Origin of the sequence: Herbaspirillum sp. NPDC101397 (assembly GCF_044767325.1) — a bacterium.
Classification (GTDB): domain Bacteria; phylum Pseudomonadota; class Gammaproteobacteria; order Burkholderiales; family Burkholderiaceae_D; genus Herbaspirillum.
This window is the reverse complement of the sequence record NZ_JBIWNS010000003.1, coordinates 160,638-183,343: the sequence shown is the minus strand read 5'-3', so window position 1 is coordinate 183,343 and position 22,706 is coordinate 160,638. Positions and strand designations below refer to the sequence as shown.

The 22,706-nt window shown below is 60.8% G+C and carries 21 protein-coding genes and 1 other RNA gene; 10 read left to right on the top strand and 12 right to left on the bottom strand.

Going from position 1 to position 22,706, the window contains the following annotated elements:
* Positions 1 to 45 precede the first annotated feature (45 nt).
* Both ACIROW_RS08760 and ACIROW_RS08755 read right to left on the bottom strand, forming a co-directional pair.
* Complete coding sequence (locus ACIROW_RS08760) at positions 46 to 1,272, bottom strand: polyhydroxyalkanoate depolymerase (protein WP_402274240.1); 1,227 nt, start codon at positions 1,270 to 1,272, stop codon at positions 46 to 48.
* Positions 1,273 to 1,475: 203 nt separating this feature from the next.
* Positions 1,476 to 1,549, bottom strand: a non-coding RNA gene (locus tag ACIROW_RS08755) — sX9 sRNA.
* 112 nt (positions 1,550 to 1,661) lie between these two features.
* On the opposite strand from ACIROW_RS08755, the gene ACIROW_RS08750 reads away from it, so the two are divergent.
* The 5 genes from ACIROW_RS08750 to ACIROW_RS08730 all read left to right on the top strand — a co-directional run bounded on the left by ACIROW_RS08750 (position 1,662) and on the right by ACIROW_RS08730 (position 6,552).
* Entirely contained in the window at positions 1,662 to 2,315 is a 654-nt protein-coding gene (locus ACIROW_RS08750; RefSeq protein WP_402274237.1) for a glutathione S-transferase family protein, read from the top strand.
* 85 nt (positions 2,316 to 2,400) lie between these two features.
* Positions 2,401 to 2,841 carry a cupin domain-containing protein gene (locus ACIROW_RS08745; protein ID WP_402274234.1) on the top strand — a complete coding sequence of 147 codons (441 nt, stop codon included), beginning with the start codon at positions 2,401 to 2,403 and terminating at the stop codon, positions 2,839 to 2,841.
* 261 nt (positions 2,842 to 3,102) lie between these two features.
* The gene (locus ACIROW_RS08740) at positions 3,103 to 4,518 is read left to right on the top strand and encodes a circularly permuted type 2 ATP-grasp protein (RefSeq protein WP_402274231.1); all 1,416 of its coding nucleotides are present in this window, start codon (positions 3,103 to 3,105) and stop codon (positions 4,516 to 4,518) included.
* Positions 4,519 to 4,521: 3 nt separating this feature from the next.
* Entirely contained in the window at positions 4,522 to 5,514 is a 993-nt protein-coding gene (locus tag ACIROW_RS08735) for an alpha-E domain-containing protein (protein WP_402274229.1), read from the top strand.
* 153 nt (positions 5,515 to 5,667) lie between these two features.
* The gene (locus ACIROW_RS08730; protein WP_402274226.1) at positions 5,668 to 6,552 is read left to right on the top strand and encodes a peptidase; all 885 of its coding nucleotides are present in this window, start codon (positions 5,668 to 5,670) and stop codon (positions 6,550 to 6,552) included.
* A gap of 95 nt (positions 6,553 to 6,647) precedes the next feature.
* Here ACIROW_RS08730 and purM read toward each other — a convergent pair whose 3' ends face one another.
* Positions 6,648 to 7,691: a phosphoribosylformylglycinamidine cyclo-ligase gene (gene purM, locus ACIROW_RS08725; RefSeq protein ID WP_402274224.1), complete on the bottom strand. Its 1,044-nt coding sequence runs from the start codon at positions 7,689 to 7,691 to the stop codon at positions 6,648 to 6,650.
* 114 nt (positions 7,692 to 7,805) lie between these two features.
* On the opposite strand from purM, the gene ACIROW_RS08720 reads away from it, so the two are divergent.
* From ACIROW_RS08720 to folK, 5 genes are read left to right on the top strand one after another with little or no spacing between them, the layout of a single operon-like run.
* Complete coding sequence (locus ACIROW_RS08720; RefSeq protein WP_402274222.1) at positions 7,806 to 8,894, top strand: AI-2E family transporter; 1,089 nt, start codon at positions 7,806 to 7,808, stop codon at positions 8,892 to 8,894.
* Positions 8,891 to 9,586, top strand: a complete 696-nt coding sequence (gene hda, locus ACIROW_RS08715; protein ID WP_402274219.1) for a DnaA regulatory inactivator Hda — start codon at positions 8,891 to 8,893, stop codon at positions 9,584 to 9,586. Before ACIROW_RS08720 ends, hda begins: the two co-directional genes overlap by 4 nt.
* Positions 9,583 to 10,263, top strand: a complete 681-nt coding sequence (locus ACIROW_RS08710; protein ID WP_402274216.1) for an HAD family hydrolase — start codon at positions 9,583 to 9,585, stop codon at positions 10,261 to 10,263. The genes hda and ACIROW_RS08710 overlap by 4 nt, the downstream gene beginning before the upstream one ends.
* Complete coding sequence (pcnB, locus tag ACIROW_RS08705) at positions 10,260 to 11,708, top strand: polynucleotide adenylyltransferase PcnB (RefSeq protein ID WP_402274214.1); 1,449 nt, start codon at positions 10,260 to 10,262, stop codon at positions 11,706 to 11,708. The genes ACIROW_RS08710 and pcnB overlap by 4 nt, the downstream gene beginning before the upstream one ends.
* Positions 11,705 to 12,208 (top strand): 2-amino-4-hydroxy-6-hydroxymethyldihydropteridine diphosphokinase, encoded by a 504-nt coding sequence (folK, locus tag ACIROW_RS08700; RefSeq protein ID WP_402274212.1) that lies wholly within the window; start codon positions 11,705 to 11,707, stop codon positions 12,206 to 12,208. Before pcnB ends, folK begins: the two co-directional genes overlap by 4 nt.
* A gap of 9 nt (positions 12,209 to 12,217) precedes the next feature.
* Here folK and ACIROW_RS08695 read toward each other — a convergent pair whose 3' ends face one another.
* The 9 genes from ACIROW_RS08695 to ACIROW_RS08655 all read right to left on the bottom strand — a co-directional run bounded on the left by ACIROW_RS08695 (position 12,218) and on the right by ACIROW_RS08655 (position 22,699).
* Positions 12,218 to 13,453, bottom strand: coding sequence for an EAL domain-containing protein (locus ACIROW_RS08695; RefSeq protein WP_402274210.1), 1,236 nt, complete (start codon positions 13,451 to 13,453; stop codon positions 12,218 to 12,220).
* Position 13,454: 1 nt separating this feature from the next.
* Positions 13,455 to 14,591: a chemotaxis response regulator protein-glutamate methylesterase gene (locus ACIROW_RS08690; protein ID WP_402274208.1), complete on the bottom strand. Its 1,137-nt coding sequence runs from the start codon at positions 14,589 to 14,591 to the stop codon at positions 13,455 to 13,457.
* A complete protein-coding gene (locus ACIROW_RS08685; RefSeq protein WP_402274206.1) occupies positions 14,588 to 15,157 on the bottom strand; it encodes a chemotaxis protein CheD in 570 nt (189 codons plus the stop codon). Before ACIROW_RS08685 ends, ACIROW_RS08690 begins: the two co-directional genes overlap by 4 nt.
* A gap of 7 nt (positions 15,158 to 15,164) precedes the next feature.
* Positions 15,165 to 15,995, bottom strand: coding sequence for a CheR family methyltransferase (locus ACIROW_RS08680; protein WP_402274204.1), 831 nt, complete (start codon positions 15,993 to 15,995; stop codon positions 15,165 to 15,167).
* A 78-nt stretch (positions 15,996 to 16,073) separates the two neighbouring features.
* Entirely contained in the window at positions 16,074 to 16,631 is a 558-nt protein-coding gene (locus ACIROW_RS08675) for a chemotaxis protein CheW (RefSeq protein WP_402274202.1), read from the bottom strand.
* Positions 16,632 to 16,642: 11 nt separating this feature from the next.
* Positions 16,643 to 18,250, bottom strand: a complete 1,608-nt coding sequence (locus ACIROW_RS08670; RefSeq protein ID WP_402274200.1) for a methyl-accepting chemotaxis protein — start codon at positions 18,248 to 18,250, stop codon at positions 16,643 to 16,645.
* A 39-nt stretch (positions 18,251 to 18,289) separates the two neighbouring features.
* Positions 18,290 to 20,086 (bottom strand): methyl-accepting chemotaxis protein, encoded by a 1,797-nt coding sequence (locus ACIROW_RS08665; RefSeq protein ID WP_402274957.1) that lies wholly within the window; start codon positions 20,084 to 20,086, stop codon positions 18,290 to 18,292.
* Between the two features lie 82 nt (positions 20,087 to 20,168).
* Complete coding sequence (locus tag ACIROW_RS08660) at positions 20,169 to 22,364, bottom strand: chemotaxis protein CheA (protein ID WP_402274197.1); 2,196 nt, start codon at positions 22,362 to 22,364, stop codon at positions 20,169 to 20,171.
* Complete coding sequence (locus ACIROW_RS08655) at positions 22,361 to 22,699, bottom strand: STAS domain-containing protein (RefSeq protein ID WP_402274194.1); 339 nt, start codon at positions 22,697 to 22,699, stop codon at positions 22,361 to 22,363. Before ACIROW_RS08655 ends, ACIROW_RS08660 begins: the two co-directional genes overlap by 4 nt.
* Between the last annotated feature and the right edge of the window lie 7 nt (positions 22,700 to 22,706).

The following is a 22,706-nucleotide window of genomic DNA, read 5'->3' as shown; positions in this document are numbered from 1 at the left end:
TGTGATGTCCTATTGTTGCTTGGGTTGCACCAGATCAGGAAACGTTCACCTGTGGTGCATATTAATGAAATCCCTCAGGCGTGGATAGATTTCATTTTCCCAGCGGCGTCCGTTGAAGACGCCATAGTGGCCCACCGCCGTCTGCACATGGTGCAGGCGCATGTACGGGCGGATGCTGCTGCACATATCCTGTGCAGCGACAGTCTGGCCGACGGCGCAGATGTCATCCTTCTCACCTTCCACGGTGAACAGTGCGGTGCGCCGGATCGCCTTGAGGTTGACCGGACGCCCCTGGAACTGCAGCAAACCGAGCGGCAAGGCGTGTTCCTGGAACACCACCCGCACCGTTTCCAGGTAAAACTCGGCCGGCAGGTCCGACATGGCGAAGTATTCTTCGTAGAACACCTTGATCGCTTCGGCCTTGTCGTGTTCGTCCTCGATCAGGTAGGTGTACAGGTTGCGGAAGGCGTCCACGTGGCGATTCAGGTTCATGTTCATGAACGCCGCCAGCTGCATGAAACCCGGGTAGACCTTGCGGCCGCCGCCGGGATGGCGCGCCGGCACCGTGCTGACCAGATTCTTCTCGAACCATTCGATTGGCTTGCTCTTGGCCAGCTCGTTGACTGTGGTCGGATTGACGCGCGTGTCGAGCGGCCCGGCCATCAGTGTCATGGTGCGCGGCTGGGCCGGGTCGTCGCTCTCGGCCATCACGGCGGCGGCGGTGATGGCCGCCACGGTCGGCTGACACACCGCGACCAGATGCGCGCCGGGGCCGATGACCTGCAGAAAACGGATCAGGTGACCGACGTATTCGTCGAGGCCGAAGCGGCCGTGTTCGAGCGCAATGTCGCGCGCATTGTGCCAGTCGGTGATGTAGACGTCGTGGTCGCGCAGCAGGGTCTTGACGGTGCCGCGCAGCAGCGTCGCGAAGTGGCCCGACATCGGCGCCACCAGCAACACCGCCGGTTGCTCGGCCGCTGTTTCCTTGCGGAAACGCAGGAGCGTGCAAAACGGTGTGCGGTCGATGACCTCTTCACGCACCGCAACGGTGCGCCCACCGTCCAGAACGCTGTCGATAGCGAAGGGAGGGCGCACATGCGTCAATTGTGTGCGTGCAAATACCTCGTAGGCTGCGGCCATTTTGCGCAGCATGGGGCTGGACGGCAAACCCGGCCAGCTATGCCCCAGAAACGGCGCTGCCGCCCGGGCCGAAGCGCGCAGCGGATCGGTGGCGTCGGCGTATTGCTGGTAGGCCTGGTAAATATTTGTCATATACAACCCACTCCCTCGGTTTCACCAGTCCCTCCTTCGATGCAATATGCATGCCATTGACCTTCGGGAGCGTATGAGCCGCGACCGACATCATGGACGTCGCTGGCACGCCCTTTGCAAGTAGAGGACTCGCAACATCCGCAGGCCGAAAAATGGCGGTCTGCCGCTACGGACGCGTCCACGCAAACTGCGCGTCTGAACGCGCCTGAGATCTGTAGCGAGAGGCCATCAGCCGGTGGCGGACGGAGCGCAGGAACCGGAGTGTGCTTGAGCACATGAGGATCCCGAGCACCGCCCGACGCCGGATCATGGCCTCGCAGTAAGATCGCAGGCACGTTCAATAAATGACGCGCCAAAGTCAAAAGCACCCATACACATAAAGGACTGACATGCCTAAAACGACTTTGCGCATCACCAGCAAGAATTACTCGTCCTGGTCCATGCGTGGCTGGCTGCTCGCAAAATTTGCCGGGTTGCCGTTTCAGGAAGACATCGTGTCGCCGGACGATCCCGATGCGCGCGCAGAAATCCTGCTGCTGTCGTCGTCGATCCTGGTGCCCAGCCTCAAGCACGGCGAGATCTTTGTCTGGGATACGCTGGCGATCGCCGAGTATCTCAACGAAATCCGCCCGACCGCCAAGCTGCTGCCGGCCGACCAGGCGGCGCGCGCGCATTGCCGCGCGATCTGCGGCGAAATGCATTCCGGCTTCAGCGCCCTGCGCTCGGCATTGCCGATGAACCTCAAGGCGCACTTCCCCAATTTCAAAGTCTGGTCGCGCGCGCAGGCCGACATCCAGCGCATCACCACCATCTGGAAGGAGTGCCTGGCCACCTATGGTGGCCCCTTCCTGTTCGGCGAACGCACCATGGCCGACGCCATGTATGCGCCGGTGATCACGCGTTTCATCACCTATGACGTCAAGCTGGAGCCGATCTGCGCGGCTTACAGCAAGCGCATCATGGCGATGCCGGAGATGAAGGAATGGATCGCCGCCGCACAGAAGGAACCTGAGGATATCGACGAACTGGACGTGGAATTCTAAGAAAAACAAGAGTGGATCAGGAGACGCAAGCCAAGGTATTTCATCAGCCAACCGAATGCGGCCCGCCGCAGAAAGGACCAGTGTCATGAATACGATAGCCGAAACAAAGCCGACCTCCCTGAATGTGTTCTCCCACGTCAGCGAAGGCGACACACAGTATGAACAAGGTGGCCTGCGCGACTTCTTCCTGTACCGCGACCTCGGCATCGCCGCAGCCACCGGAGGCCAGGTCGTGGCTCAGCTGGTCAAGGCCAACATGGCGCCGGAAGCCGGTACCGGCTGGCACCGGCACGAAGCGAACTTTCATATCGTCATCATGCTCAAGGGCTGGGCGCGCTTCATGTACGAGGACCAGGTCACGCTGGTGAAAACCGGCGATTGCGTGCACCAGCGTCCGGGCATCGTGCACTTCCTGTTCGACTACTCGCCGGACATGGAGTACCTGGAAATCGTCAGCCCGGCCGACTTCACCACCATCGACATGCCCGCGCCGGCCGCGGTTCCCGCGCCGACGCCGTGGGCCTGAATCAGGAGGAACAAATCATTTTCAATCCGCATCATCAAAGCGCTCATCAAACCGGAGCGGCCATCGCTGGCGCAATTGAGGACCAGAACCGCATGCAATTTTCGCTGTCCAAAAGCGGAAATGGCGTGATAGTCTGTGCCTACCTTCACCAGCGATGAGGATGCCGGCAACTACCAATGAACAAATAATATTCGCCCAGTCTCAAGCTAAAGCCCCAAGCTAAAAATCCCCCGCATCAGCACCAGAAAATGAAGCAAATTTATGGCAAATTTTTTCGATGAGATGTACTCCGACGGCACCGTTTCGGTCCGCAAGCACTACGATGAATTCGCGGCGTGGCTGTCGTCCCAAACTGCTGAGACCATCGTTCGCAAACGCGCTGAGTCGGACCTGATTTTCCGCCGCGTCGGCATCACCTTCGCGGTCTACGGCAACGATGCCGGCACCGAGCGGCTGATCCCCTTCGACATCATTCCGCGCATCATTCATGCCGCCGAATGGGCCAAGCTGGAAGCAGGCCTGGTGCAGCGCGTCAAAGCGCTCAACATGTTCATCCATGATATTTATCACGGCCAGAAGATCATCAAGGCCGGCGTCATCCCGGCTGAGCAGATCCTGAAGAACGCGCAATACCGTCCCGAGATGCAGGACGTCGACGTCGCCTCCGACATCTACGCCCACATCGCCGGTGTCGATATCGTGCGCGCCGGCGAGGGCGAGTTCTACGTGCTGGAAGATAACCTGCGCGTACCGTCCGGCGTGTCCTACATGCTGGAAAACCGCAAGATGATGATGCGGCTGTTCCCCGAACTGTTTACGCGTCACAAGATCGCGCCGGTCGATCACTATCCCGACATGCTGCTCGATAATCTGCGCTCGGTCGCGCCGGTCGGCGTGGTCGATCCGACCGTGGTGGTAATGACGCCGGGCATGTACAACTCGGCATATTTCGAACACGCGTTCCTGGCGCAGCAGATGGGCGTCGAACTGGTCGAGGGACAGGACTTGTTCGTCAAGGACAACACCGTCTACATGCGCACCACGCGCGGACCGAAACGTGTCGACGTCATCTACCGCCGCATCGACGATGACTACCTTGATCCGCTGGCGTTCCGTGCTGATTCCTCGCTGGGGGTGCCGGGTCTGCTGGCCGCCTATCGCGCCGGCAAGGTCACGCTGACCAATGCCATCGGCACTGGCGTCGCCGACGACAAGTCGATCTATCCGTACGTGCCGGACATGATCAAGTTCTACCTTTCCGAAGAACCCATCCTCAACAACGTCCCGACTTATCAGTGCCGCAAGAAGGAAGACCTTTCCTATACGCTGGCCAATCTCGACAAGCTGGTGGTCAAGGAAGTGCACGGCGCCGGCGGCTACGGCATGCTGGTCGGTCCGGCGTCGACCAGGCAGGAGATCGAGGATTTCCGTCAGCGCGTGATCGCAAAACCCGATGGCTATATCGCCCAGCCGACGCTGGCGCTGTCCGTTTGCCCGACCTATGTCGACTCAGGCATCGCGCCGCGCCATCTCGATCTGCGTCCCTTCGTGTTGTCCGGCAAGACCGTCTCGATGGTCAAGGGCGGCCTCACGCGCGTGGCGCTCAAGGAAGGCTCGCTGGTGGTGAATTCGTCGCAAGGCGGCGGCACCAAGGACACCTGGATTCTGGAGAAATAAATCATGTTGAGCCGCACCGCTGACCACCTGTTCTGGATGGCGCGCTACACCGAACGCGCCGAAAATACCGCCCGCATGCTCGACGTGCACGTGCAGACCGCCCTGCTGCCGCAATCAACCGACGACGCCGAGCAAGGCTGGCGCGCGCTGCTCGGCATTTCCGAGCTGCAGTATGGCTATAACAAGAAGTACGATGCGCTGACGCAAAAGGATGTCATCGATTTCATGGTGCGCGACCCCAGCAATTCGTCGTCGATCGCGTCCTGCCTCAAGCAGGCGCGCGAGAACGCCCGCGCAGTGCGCGGCGCGCTGACCACCGAAGCCTGGGAAATCCAGAACGCCACCTGGATCAAGATGCAGGGTTATCTGCAGACCAATGCGCTGGAACAGAACCCGAGCGACTTCTTTGAATGGGTCAAGCATCGCTCGCATCTGTCGCGCGGCGTCACCATCGGCACCATGCTCAAGGATGAAGCCTTCCACTTCATCCGCCTCGGCACCTTCCTCGAGCGCGCCGACAACACCGCGCGCATCATCGACGTCAAATTCCACGGCGCCAAGGAAACCGTCAAGTCGGGCCAAAGCCAGCAGCAAGGCCTGTTGAGCAAGGAAACCAAAGGCCAGGACAGCCAGATCGACTTCTACTACTGGGCGGCGATCCTGCGCTCGGTGTCGGGCTTCGAGATTTACCGCAAGGTCTATCGCGACGTCATCACGCCGGAACGCGTTGCCGAATTGCTGATCCTGCGCGCCGACATGCCGCGTTCATTGGCGGCCTGCATGGACCATGTGCTAAGCAACCTGAAACACGTCCGCAACGACGTCTCGGCCGATACCGAACGCTTCGCCGGCAAGCTGGACGCCGATCTCAAGTTCAGCCGCATCGAGGAAGTCTTCGATGCCGGCCTGCACGATTACCTGACGGTGTTTTTGGAGCGCATCTTTGAGCTCGGCAATCGTATCAGCAAGGATTTTCTTGTTCCTTTGGCAGCATAAATCGTAAAAAATTTATTAATTGCCAACCTGACGGTTAAGAATTGTCTGGAATTTGCCGATAATGTGTCAGGTCCACGACATTTGGGCCCCGCCCGCACTCAGTGCCGGCGGGGCTTCCTGTAAAATCCGGCTTTTACATTTTTAGCTCACATCATGACTTATTGCGTCGCCATGCGCCTGAACGAAGGCCTGGTCTTTTTATCCGACTCGAGAACCAATGCGGGCGTCGATCATATCGGCACGTTCCGCAAAATGAACGTCTACGAGAATCCGGGCGAACGCGTCATGGTGATGATGACGGCGGGCAATCTTTCCATTTCGCAATCGATCCGCCAGATCGTGTCGGAGAAGACCAACGCCGAAGGCCGCACCATCTGGACCGCGACCTCGATGTACGAAGCCGCGCAGATTCTCGGCGACGCGATCCGCACTGTGCATCAGCGCGATGCGGAAGAATTGGCCAAGTTCGGTATCGACTTCAATGTGAGCATCATCTTCGGCGGCCAGATCAAGGGCGAGCGCTGCCGCCTGTTCCAGATGTATTCGGCGGGCAACTTCATTGAATCGCACGACGAGAACACCTATTTCCAGATCGGCGAAGCCAAGTACGGCAAACCGATCATCGACCGCGTCGTCACGCCCCACACCTCGCTGGACGAGGCTGCCAAGTGTGCGCTGATCTCGATGGACTCGACGCTGAAGTCGAACATCTCGGTCGGTCTGCCGCTGGACCTGCTGGTCTACAACAGCAATGACCTGGCGGTGACGCGCTTCGTCACCATTGACGAGCACAACCAGTATTTCCAGATGATCCGCCGCAGCTGGGGCTCGCAATTGAAGCGCGTGTTCGAGGCGATCGACGATCCGGTCTGGGACGCCGCCCCTGAAGCGACGCTCAATGTATTGTCGTCATCGGTCGACCACAGCCAGCCGGTGCGCGTGCAGCCGCCGGAAGCCGTGGCCCGCGATGTGCCGCCGGTCACCCGGCAGACCCTGGCCGGCGACGGCGAAGCGGAAGTGGCGCAGCAACCGAACTGATCGCGCGCTGCAGATCATCCAAACAAAAACGGCTGCAATTTCTTGCAGCCGTTTTTTATTGCCCGGCGTCAACCGGGCGGCAATGTCCGAAAGACTCAAACAACGATCGTCTGAGCTTCTCCTTCGGCGCGGGCGCGGATTTCGCCGATGCGGAACACGGTCTCGCCGGCCGCCTTCAACTGCGCTTCGGCGGCGGCGGCGTTTTCCTTGGAGACAATCACGGTCATGCCGATGCCGCAGTTGAAGACGCGGTGCATTTCGGCGTCAGCCACGCCGCCGTGCTCCTGCAGCCAGGTAAACAGCGGCGGCATGGTCCAGGCCTTGCTGTCGAGCACGGCAGTCAGATTGTCTTGCAGGACGCGTGGGATGTTTTCGACCAGGCCGCCGCCGGTGATGTGGACCATGCCTTTCACTTCCATAGCCTCCATCAGCGCCAGCAATGGCTTGACGTAGATACGGGTTGGTTCCAGCAGCACGTCGGCCAGCTTGCGGCCGTGGAAATCGGCGTTCAGGTCAGGCTTGGCGACTTCCAGGATCTTGCGGACCAGCGAATAACCGTTGGAGTGGGCGCCCGAGGAGGCCAGACCCAAGACGACGTCGCCCGGGATGATCTTGGTGCCGTCGATCAGCTTGGATTTTTCCACCGCGCCGACGGCGAAGCCGGCCAGGTCGTATTCGCCGTCCGGATACATGCTCGGCATTTCAGCGGTTTCGCCGCCGATCAGCGCGCAACCGGCTTGTTCACAGCCCTTGGCGATGCCCTTGATGACATCGGTGGCGCTGGCCACGTCCAACTTGCCGCAGGCAAAGTAATCAAGGAAGAACAACGGCTCGGCGCCTTGCACCAGGATGTCGTTGACGCTCATGGCGACCAGATCGATGCCGACCGTGTCATGCCTGTTCAGGTGAAAAGCCAGTTTCAGCTTGGTGCCGACGCCGTCGGTACCGGACACCAGCACCGGCTCCTTGAATTTCTTGCTGATTTCAAACAACGCGCCGAAACCGCCGATGCCGCCCAGCACGCCTTCGCGGGTCGTACGCTTGGCAAACGGCTTGATAGCCTCGACTAAAGCGTCGCCCGCATCGATGTCGACGCCCGCGTCGCGGTAAGAGAGGGAAACATTGGATGATGAAGTCATGATGATATTGGCACTGGAGGCGGTAAAATAGAGGAGTATCTGCGGCAACAAGGCCGCTGAAACCTGAAGTAAACCGTGATTTTAACAAACCGATTCATCTAAAGCCCTATTTCCATGCCTTTTTCTTTAACGGATGAGCAAAAACAAAGCTTGTTGTGGCTCACCTTAGGGCTGTTGTTGGTAGGCCTCCTGATATTGCTGGGGCCGATGCTGACCCCGTTTGTCACCGCCGCCATCCTGGCCTACGCCCTCAATCCGGGTGTCGACTGGCTGGCGCGCCGCCGCATCGGGCCGTTTTTGCTGCCGCGTGTGGTGGCGGTGCTGATCGTCGTCCTGCTGCTGTTGCTGGCCGGGCTGGCACTGGTCCTGATCGTGGTGCCGGTGCTGGTGAAGGAAATTCCGCTGCTGCAGCAGCAGATCCCGAATTTCCTCGACAAGCTCAATGCCAAGGTGGCGCCGCGCCTGAGCGAATTCGGCATCCACGTGCGCCTCGACATCACCGGCATCAAGCGCATCCTGACCCAGCAGCTGGCCACCAGCGGCGATGAAATCTGGGCCTCGGTGCTGGCGTCGGCCAAGATCGGCGGCACCGCGCTGCTGACCTGGGCCGCCAACCTGCTGTTCATCCCGATGGTGCTGTTCTACCTGTTGCAAGACTGGCATCCCTTCATCAAGCGCCTGCGCGGCATGATCCCGCGCCGCTGGGTCGGCAAGATCAGCGCCATGACGGAAGAAGTCGACGACCTGCTGGCGCAATACCTGCGCGGCCAATTACTGGTCATGTTGATCCTGGCGACCTATTATTCCGTAGCGCTGGCGATCGCCGGCTTCGACATCGCCTTGCCGGTCGGCATCCTGACCGGTTTGCTGGTGTTCATCCCCTACGTCGGTTTCGGCCTCGGCCTGGTGCTGGCGCTGATCGCCGCCGTGCTGCAATTCACCGGCCTGTATGGCCTGGTGGCCGTGGCCATCATCTATGGCATCGGTCAGGTGCTGGAAAGCTTCATCCTGACGCCGCAACTGGTGGGCGAACGCATCGGCCTGCATCCGCTGATGGTGATCTTCGCGCTGCTGGCGTTCGGTCAGTTGTTCGGTTTTGTCGGCGTGCTGGTGGCCCTGCCCGCCTCGGCGATCATGTCGGTGGTGGTGCGCCACCTGCGCCAGCATTACCTGAGCAGCAGTTTCTACAATAGCGAGACATGAGACAACTTCTGCTGGATTTGAGCGCGCAGCAGCCGCCGACTTTCGACACGTTTGTGACAGGCCAGAATGCAGAATTGCTGCAACGCCTGCAAGACATCGCCGCGGCGCACGCGCAACCGACCTTGAGCGATCGCTTCATCTATCTCTGGGGCGAAACCGGTGCGGGCAAAACACATCTGCTGCATTCGCTGGCGCAGAAGATCCCGACCGGTTCCCGCCTGATTTCCGCCGATGCCGACGACGGCGCCTTCGACTACGACCCGGCCATCCAATGCTACCTGCTCGACGACTGCGAGCAGTTGCCGCCGGCGTCGCAGATCGCTGCCTTCGCCCTGTTCAACCAGATCCGCGAACTGGGTGGCTACCTGGTCAGCGCAGGCGCACAGCCGCCGGCACAGCTGCAGGTGCGCGAAGACTTGCGTACGCGCCTCGGCTGGGGCCTGATCTATCAAGTAAACGGTCTCACCGACGACGAGAAGATCGCCGCGTTGACGCAATCGGCGCAGGCGCGCGGCATGACCGTGTCGCCCGGCATCCTGTCCTATCTGCTCACCCATTACCGGCGCGACATGCCTTCACTGTCGCGCATGCTCGACGCGCTCGACCGCTATTCGCTCGAAACCAAGCGCCCCATCACCCTGCCGCTGCTACGCGACCTTCTTCAACAGGAAGCTGAAAACGAAACGCCATGAATCTCGCCTTATTTGACCTCGACCATACGCTGATCCCGATCGACTCCGACCATGAGTGGGGCGAGTTCCTGGCGCGTACCGGCGCCATCGACGCCGCTGCTTTCCGCAAGGCCAACGACGAGTGGTTCGCACATTACCAGGCTGGTACGCTGGACCCGGTGAAGTATCTCGAGTTCGCCTTCGGCACGCTGTCCAAATTCCCGCGCGCCCAGCTGGACGCCTGGCATGTGCAGTTCATGGACGAAGTCATCAAGCCTGCTATGGCGCCAGCCGCCCTCGCACTGGTGCAAAAGCACCTCGACGCCGGCGACCTGGTGGCCATCATCACCGCCACCAACAGCTTCGTCACCGAACCGATCGCCAAGCTGTTCAAGGTGCATCACCTGATCGCCGCACTGCCGGAGTTCGATGCGGAAGGCAACATCACCGGCCGCCTTCTGGGAACACCGACCTTCGGCCCGGGCAAGATCGTGCACACCCAGGCCTGGCTGCGAGAGCAAGGCAAGAGCATTGCCGACTTCCCGCAAAGCCATTTCTACAGCGATTCACAAAACGACATCCCGCTGCTGGCCGCCGTCACCCACCCGGTCGCCACCAATCCGAACGACAAGCTCAAGGCACATGCGATTGCCCAAGGCTGGCCCATCCTGAATCTCTTCGACGCCCACGCGCAATGATCAAAAAATTCATCCGCTCCTTCCTGGGCAAGAAAAAAGAGCTCGACACCACCGAGCCCACCATCCTCAGCCAGAAGCAGCACGGCATCGATCTGCAGCTGGTCTCGCCGAACGCGATCCGCGTCACGCAGACCTTGCAGGAAGCCGGCTTCAAGGCCTTCATCGTCGGCGGCGCGGTGCGCGACCTGCTGCTGTCGGTCAAGCCCAAGGACTTCGACGTCGCCACCAACGCCACGCCCGAAGAGATCAAGCAATTGTTCCGGCGCGCCTTCATCATCGGTCGCCGCTTCCAGATCGTGCACGTGATGTTCGGCCAGGAGCTGATCGAAGTCACCACCTTCCGCGGCAGTTCGGCGGACGCCGCCCCCAAGGACGAACACGGCCGAGTCCTGCGCGACAACACCTTCGGCGAACAGCATGAAGACGCGGTGCGCCGCGACTTCACCATCAACGCCATGTATTACGATCCGGCGGCGCAAACGGTGCTCGACTACCATGGCGGCATCGCCGACATCCGCGCCAAGACCTTGCGCATCATCGGCGTGCCGGAAGCGCGCTATCGCGAAGACCCGGTGCGCATGCTGCGCGTGGTGCGCTTCGCCGCCAAGCTCAAGTTCAGCATTGACGCCGCCACCAGCGCGCCGATTCCGGTCATGGCGCCGCTCATCAACAACGTGCCGGCCGCGCGCGTGTTCGATGAAATGCTCAAGCTGCTCATGAGCGGCCACGCGCTGGCCTGCCTGCAACAGCTGCGCAAGGAAGGCCTGCATCACGGCCTGCTGCCGCTGCTGGACGTCGTGCTGGAACAGCCGCTCGGCGAAAAATTCGTCACCCTGGCGCTGGCCAATACCGATGCGCGCATCAAGCAGGGCAAGCCGGTCTCGCCGGGCTTCCTGTTCGCTTCGCTGCTGTGGCATCAGGTGCTTGAGAAATGGCGCGCCTACCAGGCTTCCGGCGAGTACCCGATCCCGGCGCTGCATCTGGCTGCCGACGACGTCCTCAACGCGCAGACCGAGAAGCTCGCCCTGCAGCGCAAGATCGCTTCCGACATGCGCGACATCTGGGCCATGCAACCGCGCTTCGAACGCCGCACCGGCAAGGCGCCATATAAATTGCTGGAACATCTGCGCCTGCGCGCCGGTTACGACTTCCTGCTCCTGCGTTGTGCCTCCGGCGAAATCGATGCAGAGCTGGGCGACTGGTGGACCGACTTCATGGAAGCCGACAATTCCGGCCGCGAATCACTGCTGGCGCGCAAGCCCACGACAAGCAGCGCCGGCGGTGCAGCGTCGGCAGGTTCCGCTGGTACGGGTGCTGGTGCTGGCCCTGCTCCGGCAGCGCGCAAACGCAAGCGTCGCGGCGGCCGCAATCGCAGCAAGAGCGGTGGCGGAGAAGGCAGCGGCAGTGGCAGTGGCGGCAACTCCTCGTCTGACGGCGACGCATGACGCCTGCGGCAACAGCCGTAACGGCGGTGCGCGCCTTCATCGGCATCGGCGGCAACCTGGGCGACGCCCGGGCTACGGTGGAAGATGCATTGCGCCGCCTGGCGCTGTTGCCCGACACCGTGCTGAGCGCACAATCGCAGTTGTACCGCACTGCGCCGGTTGACGCCGGCGGCGACGATTACGTCAATGCCGTTGCCCAACTCGACACCACGCTCACGCCGCACGCATTGCTCGCGGCCTTGCAAGCCATCGAACTGGCGCATGGACGCGAACGTCCTTACCGCAATGCGCCGCGCACCCTCGATCTCGACATCCTGTCCTACGGCGACCTGCAGCTTGCAGACGACGTACTGACGCTGCCGCATCCGCGCATGGCGCTGCGTGCCTTCGTGTTGATACCCTTGTTGGAGATTGCACCGGACGCCGTCATTCCCGGTATCGGCGCAGCGCGCGACCTGCAAGCGCAAGTGCGGGATCAGGCGATCGAACTGCTGAACTGACCCGAACGTTCAGGTCTCGACAGCGCCTGCCGGAGGACGCAGTTCACCCAAACGCCGATGGTGTCCCTTGAGCCATACCGGCAAATCGTTGGCCGGCATCGGCCTCGCGATCAGGTAACCCTGCCCTATCATGCATCCCGATTCTTGCAGCAAACGCCAGTCTTCGATTGTCTCGATACCTTCGGCCACGGTCACCAGTTCCAGACGCCTGGCCATGTCCAGCGCGGATTGCAAAATCACGCGCAAGTTCTGGCGCGAATGCGCGCCGTGCACGAATGAGCGATCAATCTTGAGTTCCGTAAAAGGGATGCGCGCCAGCTGCTGCATCGACGAGAAGCCGGTGCCGTAGTCGTCGATCGACAAACCAAAACCCTTGAGGCGCAGCCGCGCCAGCGTACCGAGCGCCGTGCCCAGATTGGCCACCACCGAACCTTCGGTAATTTCCAGCACCATCTGATCCGCCTGCAATGCATGCTGCGCCAGCAGGTCGACGATCTTCTGCACGAAGCCGGGAATGTCGAGCGACAACGGCGACAGGTTCACCGCCACCTTCAGCGGCAATCCGCGCTCGTTCCATAGCGCCGCCTGCGCCATCGCCTGCGTCAGCATCGACAAGGTCAGCTCATGGATCAGGCCACTCTTCTCCGCCAGCGGAATGAAACGATCGGGCGGCACCATGCCGTTGGCCGGATGCATCCAGCGCGCCAATGCTTCGACGCCTTTGAGCATGCCGGTGCGGATATCCACCTTGGGTTGATAGAAGGCGATGATTTCGCCGTTGCGGATCGCCGCCGCCAGTTCCGTTTCGCACACGGCGGGAAGCGCATCGTCTTTCGTCGGGAGGGCAAGATTGCTGTCGAATGATTTCAGCGCGCCGAGGATCTTTTCCTGATTGAGCGGCTTTTGCAGCGCGCCCAACACGTGCATGCCGAGCGCCTCGATCATGGTCTCCACTGACGCCAGCAGGGATGTCTCGCGGCTGGAGGCGACGATGATGGGGAAATTCAGTTTTCTTTCCTGCAGGTGCTGGATGAACTCGACGCCGTCCATGCCGGGCATCTCGAGATCGACGATCACGAGACTCGGCGGCAACTTCAACAGCCCCAGCAAATCGAGTGCTTCCTGGCCGTCGCCGGCTTCGTAGATCATTTCCACACCGAGATCGCGCATCAGGCCCACGGTGTGCAAACGTTGCAGAGGACTGTCGTCGACAATCAGCAAAGTCTCAATAGTAAAGGGCGTCATGTTAGTAGCCATGTTGGTTGATCACGGAAGACATGTTCTCAAGAGAAATCACATCGCTTACGCCGCCTTGCGCCAATGCCTCTTTAGGCATGCCGAAGACCACGCAACTGTTTTCATCCTGTGCATAGGTTGACGCGCCTGCGTCGTGCAACTCCTTCATGCCGCGCGCGCCGTCGTCGCCCATTCCGGTCATGATGATACCCACTGCATTCTTGCCGGCAGCTTTGGCGACGGAACGGAACAAGACGTCCACCGATGGCTTGTGACGGCTGACGAGAGGGCCGTTGACCACCTCTACATAGTACTGCACGCCATCGCGCTTGACCATCATATGGGCCCCGCCCGGCGCAACAAGTGCGCGTCCTGGCAACACCAGGTCGTAGTGCTCGGCTTCCTTGACCTCGATGGCTGAAATGGCGTTGAGGCGTTTGGCGAAACTGAGTGTGAACTTCTCCGGCATGTGCTGCACGATGATGATGCCCGGACATTCTTCGGACAAATCACGCAGCACTTTTTCCAGCGCTTGCGGCCCACCGGTCGAGGCGCCGATGGCGACGATTTTCGGCGTAACGGGAATCAGGCCGTCGAGGTAGCCGGGCGCATCCAGCATCGCGTCGGCCGTCAGCCTGCTGCCGTCGGCAATGCCTGCCGCGACGGAATCATGGCGCGCATTGCGCTCGACTTCGTTGCCGAAACTCAGGCCCCCGGTCGCATTCGACGCGGTCGGCGCACGTCGCAAGCGGGCCTGAGCGGCAGCGCGTATCGCTGCGATCAGGTCATCCGAACTATCCTGCAGGAAGTCGCGTATGCCCAGCTGCGGTTTGGTGATGATGCCGACTGCGCCCGCCGCCAATGCCTCCATCGTCACCGAAGCGCTGCGCTCGGCCAGCGATGAACAGATCACCACCGGCGTCGGCCGTATCGCCATGATCTGGCGCAGGAAGGTGATGCCGTCCATGCGCGGCATTTCAATGTCGAGCACGATGACGTCGGGCCAGTTGGCCCGCATTTTCGCCATGGCGAAAATCGGATCCGGCGCCGTGGCAATGACGCTGATGTCATGACAGGGCTCCAGCAGATCCTGAATGACCTGGCGTACGACCGACGAATCGTCGACTATCATGACCTTGATCGTCATGTCTGCTCCTTGCCAAACGCTGCAGTGCGTAGCGGTCTGCCTGCGGCTGCAGCAGGGACTTTTTCCATGTCGTGCGAGACACCATGGCCCCGCCTGACCCAGACGTCGCCATTGTTGAGATCGAAACGCAGGTAACGATAACCCTCGCCCGCCACATCCTGCGCCGTCACGGGGATGTGATGCTGCTGCAGGATGTCGAGTGCAAAATCGGCATTGGCCTGGCCTATCCTGAGCTTGGTCGGCGGCAGGCCCAGCACGTTGCCGCCGCCAAAGACCTTGACCGTGTAATCGGCAATGCGCGTGCCATGCACCCGAACCTGCTCCAGCAAGCGCGATAAAGCCTCATCGCCGTACCGGCCGTCTGGCGCTTCGTGCACTTGCTCACCGTTGGCGTCCAGCCGGGGGGAATGCCTGCGCTCCGGCAAGACGAAATGACAGAGGCCGCCGAAATGTCGCACCGGATGCCACAGCGTGATCGCCACACAAGAGCCGAGCAGCGTCTCGACCTGCAGGTCGCCCTGGCCGAAATACACTTCTCCCAGATTGACGAAGATGCGCTGAGTCATGGCAGCCTCATGGCAGCCGCCGATAGATCGAGGGTGCGTGCATCTGCAACTCAAGCGGCATGCCGTGCAGCGATTCGGAATGACCGACGATGAGCCAGCCGCCAGGACGCAGTTTGTTCACCACGGAACGCAGGACATCGACCTTGGTCGGAAAATCGAAATAGATGATCACGTTGCGCAGGAACACGACGTCGAACTGCCCATCCATCTCAACCGGCAGGCTCATCAAATTGCGCTGCTCAAAGTTCACGCGCTTGCGGATCTTCTGGTCGATCAGGAAATGGCCGTCGTACTCACCGGTGCCGCGCAGGCAATAGCGCGACAGATACGACGACGGGATCAACTCTCCGCGCACCATCGGATACAGGGCGCGCCGGCCGAACGACAGCACGCGCTGGCTGATGTCGGACGCGAGGATGCTCCACGGAAGCTGGCTGCGATGATCGTCCAGCACCATCGCGATGGAATAGGCTTCTTCGCCGGTCGAGCTGGCGGCGCTCCATACCTTGAGCGGATGGCGCCGGTCGATTGCCGGGAGGATATCGTCGCGCAAGGCGTCGAAGTGCTTCTGTTCGCGGAAAAAATAGGTCTCGTTGGTAGTGATCAGGTCGATCGCGCGCTGACGCTCCGCCTCTTCCTGCGGCCGCGAAATCAGCGAGTGGTATTCCTTGAGGCTGGACAGGCTCAGCTCGCCCAGGCGACGGGAAAGGCGGCTGCACAGCAGCGCCTTCTTCGAGAAAGGCAGGTACAGCCCGATGTGCTCTCTGAAGAGCTGCTGGAACAACAGCATTTCCTGATCGCTGACATCCAGTGCCATTGACTCGATGCTGGAACTCATCTGCGTGATCCCCGGTTAACGATTGCCTGCTTCGTATTTCGTGGCGCCGCCGACGGCAGGCGGCGCCTTTTTTAATTTCTACTGTCCGGAGGGCGTCGACATTTCCTCGACGGCAGCCATGCCGATCAGCGTCGACAACTCATCCACCGACAACACCGCCTTGACGTCCAGCACCACCACGAACCTGTCCTTGATGTTGATCATGCCTTCGATGAAGTCGGCGCGCAGGCGCGCACCGAACGACAGCGGCGGCTCGATCTTTTCATCTTCGACGGTCAGCACTGCACGCACCGCATCCACCATCACGCCCAGAAGCAGGCCCTGCTGCTCCTGCATCAGCTCCATGATGACGATGCAGGTGCGCTTGGCGACCGGCGTCTGCGCCCTGCCGAAGCGCACCGACAAGTCGATCACCGGCACCACGGCGCCGCGCAGGTTGATCACGCCGCGTAAAAAATTCGGCATCAGCGGCACTTCGGTGAGGCTGCTGAATTCGATGATTTCGCGAATATCTTCAATCGGCATGGCGAACAACTCTTCGCCCAGCACAAAGGTCAGGAACTGGCGGCTCTGCACCGGTTCCTGATGCTGCGTCCTGGCGAACGACGATTCGCCGTTAAGCGACAAACTTGGCATGCATGTACTCCTCAAACATCCGACAACACCGTTTCCATTTTTCCATCGGCAGCTGCAGCGCCACCGCCGAGATATTTTCCTTCGCGTACCGGCGGCTCCGGCGGCACTGAGGCACGCTCTTCATCAGGCGCCCCCAGTGAAAAATAGCCCATCAGTTCGCGCAATTGATGGGCTTGCTCATTCATTTCTTCCGACGTCGCTGACAATTCTTCGGAGGCCACCGCATTGAGCTGGATGGCTTGCGTGATCTGGCCGATGGCGCTGTGTATCTGCACCAGGCTGGCGTTCTGGTCGCGCGCCGACAGCGAGATCGCCTCGACCAGGTCGGCGGTCTGCTGGATCGATGGCAGCATGCCTTCGAGCAGCATGCCCGCCTTCTCGGCCAGGCCTACACTGTGGTCCGACACCGAGACGATTTCCTGGGCGGCGATCTGCGATCGCTCGGCCAGCTTGCGCACTTCGTTGGCCACCACCGCAAAGCCCTTGCCGTTCTCACCGGCGCGCGCCGCTTCGATCGCAGCATTGAGCGCCAGCAAATTGGTCTGATAGGCGATATCGTCGATGACACCGATCTTGGCAACAATCTGATGCATGGCTTCCAGCGTCTCGCGTACGGCCTCACGCCCTTCGGTCGCAGCGCGTGCCGATTCGCTGGCGATGGCATTGGTGTGATTGGCGTTGGCGGTGTTATGGCTGACCGTCACCGAAATCTGACCAATGGCGCTGCTGGTTTCTTCGGAATCCGCCGCCTGCTGGGATGAATTCTTGCTGAGTTGTTCGGCGGCCGAAGTCAGCTGTCCCGACGCCGAGGCCAGCGTCACCGCCGCCGTATTGACGTCCCTGAGCACCAGCGCAAGCTGATCGAGCATGCGCTGCGCGCTGTGCAGTACGCTGCCCTGCCCTTTCTTGCCGACGGCAAACTGCACCGTCAGGTCACCATCGGCGATCTTGCGCAATATGCGCATGACTTCACGCGGATCGCCGCCGATCTGGCGCGCAAACGTATGGCGCGTGTACAGCGCCAATGCCAGCGCGATGAACAGCGCGAGCGCGGTGACTGCGACAACTTCTTCCAGCGTCCGGCGCTCAAGCGTCGCCGCCTTGGTCTTGTTCACTGTCGCCTGCCGCACGTTCTCGTCCACCAGCGCGGCCAGCTGTGAACGCAGGCTATCGGATTCAATGCGCAGCGAATCAGGATTCCCTTTGGCGTCTTGGTCGCGCAACAACTGATCGCGCCGTTGCTCAACACGTTTGACATAGCCGTCGATCAGCACATCAGCTTGTCGCTGCAGGGTGCGTTCCAGATCGCTCAGGACCGTGGTCGTCTTGTAGTTCGCATAGGCTTGCCCGAGATCGTCCAGCCGGTACTTCAATACATCGGCGATGCGTTTCCGCTCCACAGGTTCTTCAGATTTCTCCATGTTTTGCAGGGACATGGCAATCTCGACCGCGACCTTGTTGGTCTGGTTGAGGTTCACGATCGTCAGCAGATTGACGGTATAAATTTCCTGCAACATGGCATTGACGCGAAACAGGTTGACCACGCCATCGGCCCCGACCGCGGCGGTGAGCAGCGCACCGAAAGCAAAACAGACTGCGAGCTTGCTGGAGAGCTTCATCACAATTCCTCCTCGCCTCAACCTATCGTGGCGTGCCGGTCAAAAGCGCTTGAACGAAGATTCGTCAATCGGATCGTCGCCGCCGTCCAGCATCGAAATGCGGGCGGGCTTGACGAACTTTGTGCTGATCGTGGGCGGCTCGTTGACCACCTTGCCGGGCTTGGATGTTTTCTTCGACTGCGGGCGCTTTTCTTCACCGACCTGAAAGAACAGGATCAACTCCTGCAATTGCATGGCCTGCGCGCTCATTTCTTCGGAGGTGGACGATAATTCTTCGGATGCCGACGCCGTCAGTTGCGTGGTCTGCGCCATCTGGTGCACGGCGTTGTTGATCTGTTCGAGACCGGCCGATTGCTCGCGCGACGCGGCGGAAATCTCCTGCACCAGATCGGCGGTCTTGCGGATCGACGGCACCATCTGATCCAGCAGATGACCGGCTTTTTCGGCCAGGCTGACGCTGTTCTCGGCAACCGCGATGATCTCCTGCGCGGCAGTCTGCGAACGTTCCGCCAGCTTGCGCACTTCTGCCGCGACCACGGCGAAACCCTTGCCGTGCTCGCCGGCGCGCGCCGCTTCGATGGCCGCGTTCAGCGCCAGCAGATTGGTCTGGTAGGCAATGTCGTCAATGATGCCGATCTTGCCGGCGATCTGCTTCATGGCCATCACCGTTTCGCGCACCACTTCACCGCCTTCCACGGCGGAACTGGCGGACTTGCTGGCGATGCTGTCGGTGACGCGGGCGTTCTCCGCATTCTGCGCGATCGTGGCGGTGATCTCTTCCACCGAGGCGCTGGTTTCTTCCACATTGGACGCTTGCTGCGAAGCATTCTTGCTGAGCGCCTGCGATGACGCCGAGATCTGCTCCGACGCCGACGCCAGCGAACTGGCGGTGCCGTTGACGTCGCCGATCACGGCGGTCCACTTGGCGATCATCTGCTGGGTGCTGTGCAAGACGCTGCCGGTATCCTTGTCCGACACCGGCACCTTGACCGTGAGGTCGCCTTCGGCCACCTTGCGCAGCACGATCATGGCGTCGCGCGGCTCGCCGCCGAGTTGCGAACGAATCACGCGGTAGGTGAAGAACAGGCACACCAGCAACAGCAGCATCGAGGCGCCCAGCAGCGAGAAGATCACCATCTCCAGTTCGGAATAGCGCGCCTGTGCGACGTTCACGCGTCGCTGCGTGCGCTCATCTACCATGCGCAGGAAGTCATTGATCGGCACCATGATGCGGCCTACCATGGCGCGGTAGTTCTGGTCGAACATCAGTTCTTGGGCCATTGCCTGGTTGGGCGCACCGGTCACGGTAAAGTTGCCGGCGCCGTCATCGAACTGCCCCTTGACGGCGTTGAACGCCGTAATCTCGGTCTTGGTCAACGCATCGGAGGTGACCTTCGCTTCCTGCATTTTCGCCAATTCCGGTGCGGTGAAGCCGGCCTGCTTCATCAGGTCGAGCAGCGGCACCGCCGGATCGGCCGGCATGGCGTTGAGCTGCTTGGCCATCACCAGGTCAAGATTCACACGCTCATAGTTCTTCGGACGCGGACGCTTGCCGTTACGGATATCGAGCACGATGTAGTAACGCTCTTCGTCGTTGGGGTCCCCCGTCGTGACATAGGCGCGACCGAACTTGGTCAGGTCTTCCGAGCTGCGCCGCATTTCGTTGGCCAGAACAAACGAGTAGTACCGCGATTCGTGCGCCAGGTCGAGATTGGTATTGGCCTCCTTGAGCGCGCGCGTGACACTGACGATCGATCCCATCAGCACCGCCAGCACGATCACCAGCCAGACGAATAGCTGGCGGATGCTCATTCGTTGCGTCAACTTGTTTTTCATGACTACTCCCCTGTTCTGCATTCTGTCTTTCTGGTCGGCGTCGCGGTGGATGGAATCCTTCACGCGCACCTGCTTGTTCATGTCAGTCATTCGCCGCGCTCATGCGACTCTCGGTACGTCTTACCTCGGCCTGTTCCATCCTTCCGGTATGCGCGATCAGATGCGGCACATCCAGAATCAGGGCGACGCGCCCATCGCCGAGGATGGTCGATCCGCTCAACCCCTTCACCTTGCTGAACAGCTTGCCGAGCGGCTTGATCACCGCCTGGCATTCACCCAACAGGTTGTCGACCAGCAGGCCCGCACGCAACGGCCCGTACTGGACGATCACCAGGCTCTTGCGCGCCGATTCACGCTGCGGCAGGTCAAACAGTTCACGCAAGGGAATGAACGGCAGCGGCTCGTCGCGCAGCGTCACCACGTTGTTGTGCACCTGATGACTGGACAGGTTGATGCATTCCACCACCAGGTCGAGCGGGATGACGAACACCGCACCGCCCACCACCACCTGGAAGCCGGCGATGATCGCCAGCGTCAGCGGCAGGCGAATGCGCACCATCGTGCCCTGACCGGGGTTGCTGTAGATCTCGACCTCGCCTTGCAGCGCATCGATGTTGCGCTTGACCACGTCCATGCCGACGCCGCGACCGGACAGCGACGTCACTTGCTCGGCGGTAGAAAATCCGGGCTCGAAGATCAGGCGGAATATGTCGCGTTCGGACAAACCCGCATCTGCCGTCACCAGTCCCTGTTGGACCGCCTTGCGCAGAATGCGCTCCTTGTCGAGGCCGCGTCCGTCGTCGAATACTTCGATCACCACGCTGCCTGATTCATGCGTCGCGTTAAGGCGCAACACGCCGATCTCCGGCTTGCCGGCGGCGCGCCGCGATTCCGCCGATTCAATGCCGTGATCCATGGCGTTGCGCACGATATGCATGAGCGGGTCGGCGATCTTTTCCACCATCGACTTGTCGAGTTCGGTGTCGGCCCCCGTGACGATCAATTCGATGTTCTTGCCGATCTCACGCGACATGTCGCGTACGACACGCGGGAAGCGTTGGAATACCTCGTTGATCTGCACCATGCGCAGCGTCAACGCGGCGTCGCGTATCTGCTCCACCAATCCGGAAATCACCTGTGTCGCTTCTTCAAAACGCTGATCCTTCTTGCGCTTGGCCACAAGGCTGGCGCCGGCGCCGGCGATCACCAGTTCGCCCACGAGATCGATCAGCTGATCCAGTTTGGAGACTTCGATCTTGATGAATTTCTGTTCCAGGTTTTTCTTTTCGTCTCCGACTTTCTGACGCAGGGCAGGCATGCGTGCAGAAATCGGCGACGCTGTCACGGCATGCGGATCGGACTCGGCGACGGCATCGACAACATCGACTGTGTCGATTTGCAGCTGACGCCATTCAATAGCGTTCAGGGCGCCGGACTGCAACAGATGCAACGCGACTTCCTCGCGTTCGGGCAGACTCTGCAGCCAGCTCCGGTACTCGGTGAGCTGACTGTGCGGCGCCAGGATGATGATGTCGCTGTCTTCGCGCACGAATTCAAAGACGCTATCGATTTCCTCGCGCCGGGCCGTGCTGGAAAAACCGATTTCAAAGCCGAGATAACAGAGTTCCGCGTCCATGTCATCGGCGGCCGGAATGGCGAGATCGATCACATGTGCATAGACCATGCTGCCCATCGTCAGCAGATAGCGCAGGAAGGACAAGGGATCAAGACCGTCGCGCAAGACGTCGGGACTGAAGCGCAACGACAGGTGCCAATGCGGATTGGAGACCGCGCCGGGGTCGGTTGCTGCGCCCGGTGCATCGGGCGTGGCCACGTCAGCGACAAGGTTTGCAGCGACATCGACGCTTTCCGCCTGCGGTTGCGCGACATGCGCCAGGTACGTATTGAGTGTTGCTTCCAGTTCGGCACGCCGGACCGGATCGGGATCCTGCTCTTCCTTGAGTTCGGCGATGGCGTCGACCAGCTCGCTCATGTAGTCGCCGCAATTGAGCAGCAGCGACATCATGGCGTCATCAAGCTTCACGATGCCGTTGCGCACCTTATCGAGGACGTTTTCCAGCAGATGGGTGAAGCTGACGATGCTGTCGAAAGCGAACAGTCCCGCCGACCCCTTGATCGTATGCGCCGCACGGAAGATGGCGTTGATCGCGTCGCGGCTGGCGCCATCGCTTTCGATCTGCAGCAACGCCGCTTCCATGGCGACGAGCAGTTCGCGCGCTTCCTGCACCAGAGCGTCGCGGGCGGCATCTTTTTTCATGCCAGCCCCTGCAACGAAGTTGACGACGAAGTCGAATCGGCCCGCATCAGATCCTGCAGTTGCAACATGTTCAACACGCTTTGCACGGCCGGGCCGACACCGCTCAGCAACAGCTGCTTGTACTGCGCGGCGGCCTCGCGCCTGAGCAGCAGCAATAGCTGCAGACCGGCGGTGTCGAGCTCGTCGCAGGCACTCAGATCCAGCTCCAGCACATCGTCGGCGCCATCGAGCACACCCAGCAGTTGCGGCTTGTACTCGGCTGCCTGGAATATGGTGAAGCCTCCGCTCACCAGCAGCAGCAAATGTCCGTCGCGCGTGCTTTGCGTCAATGGCATGTCATGT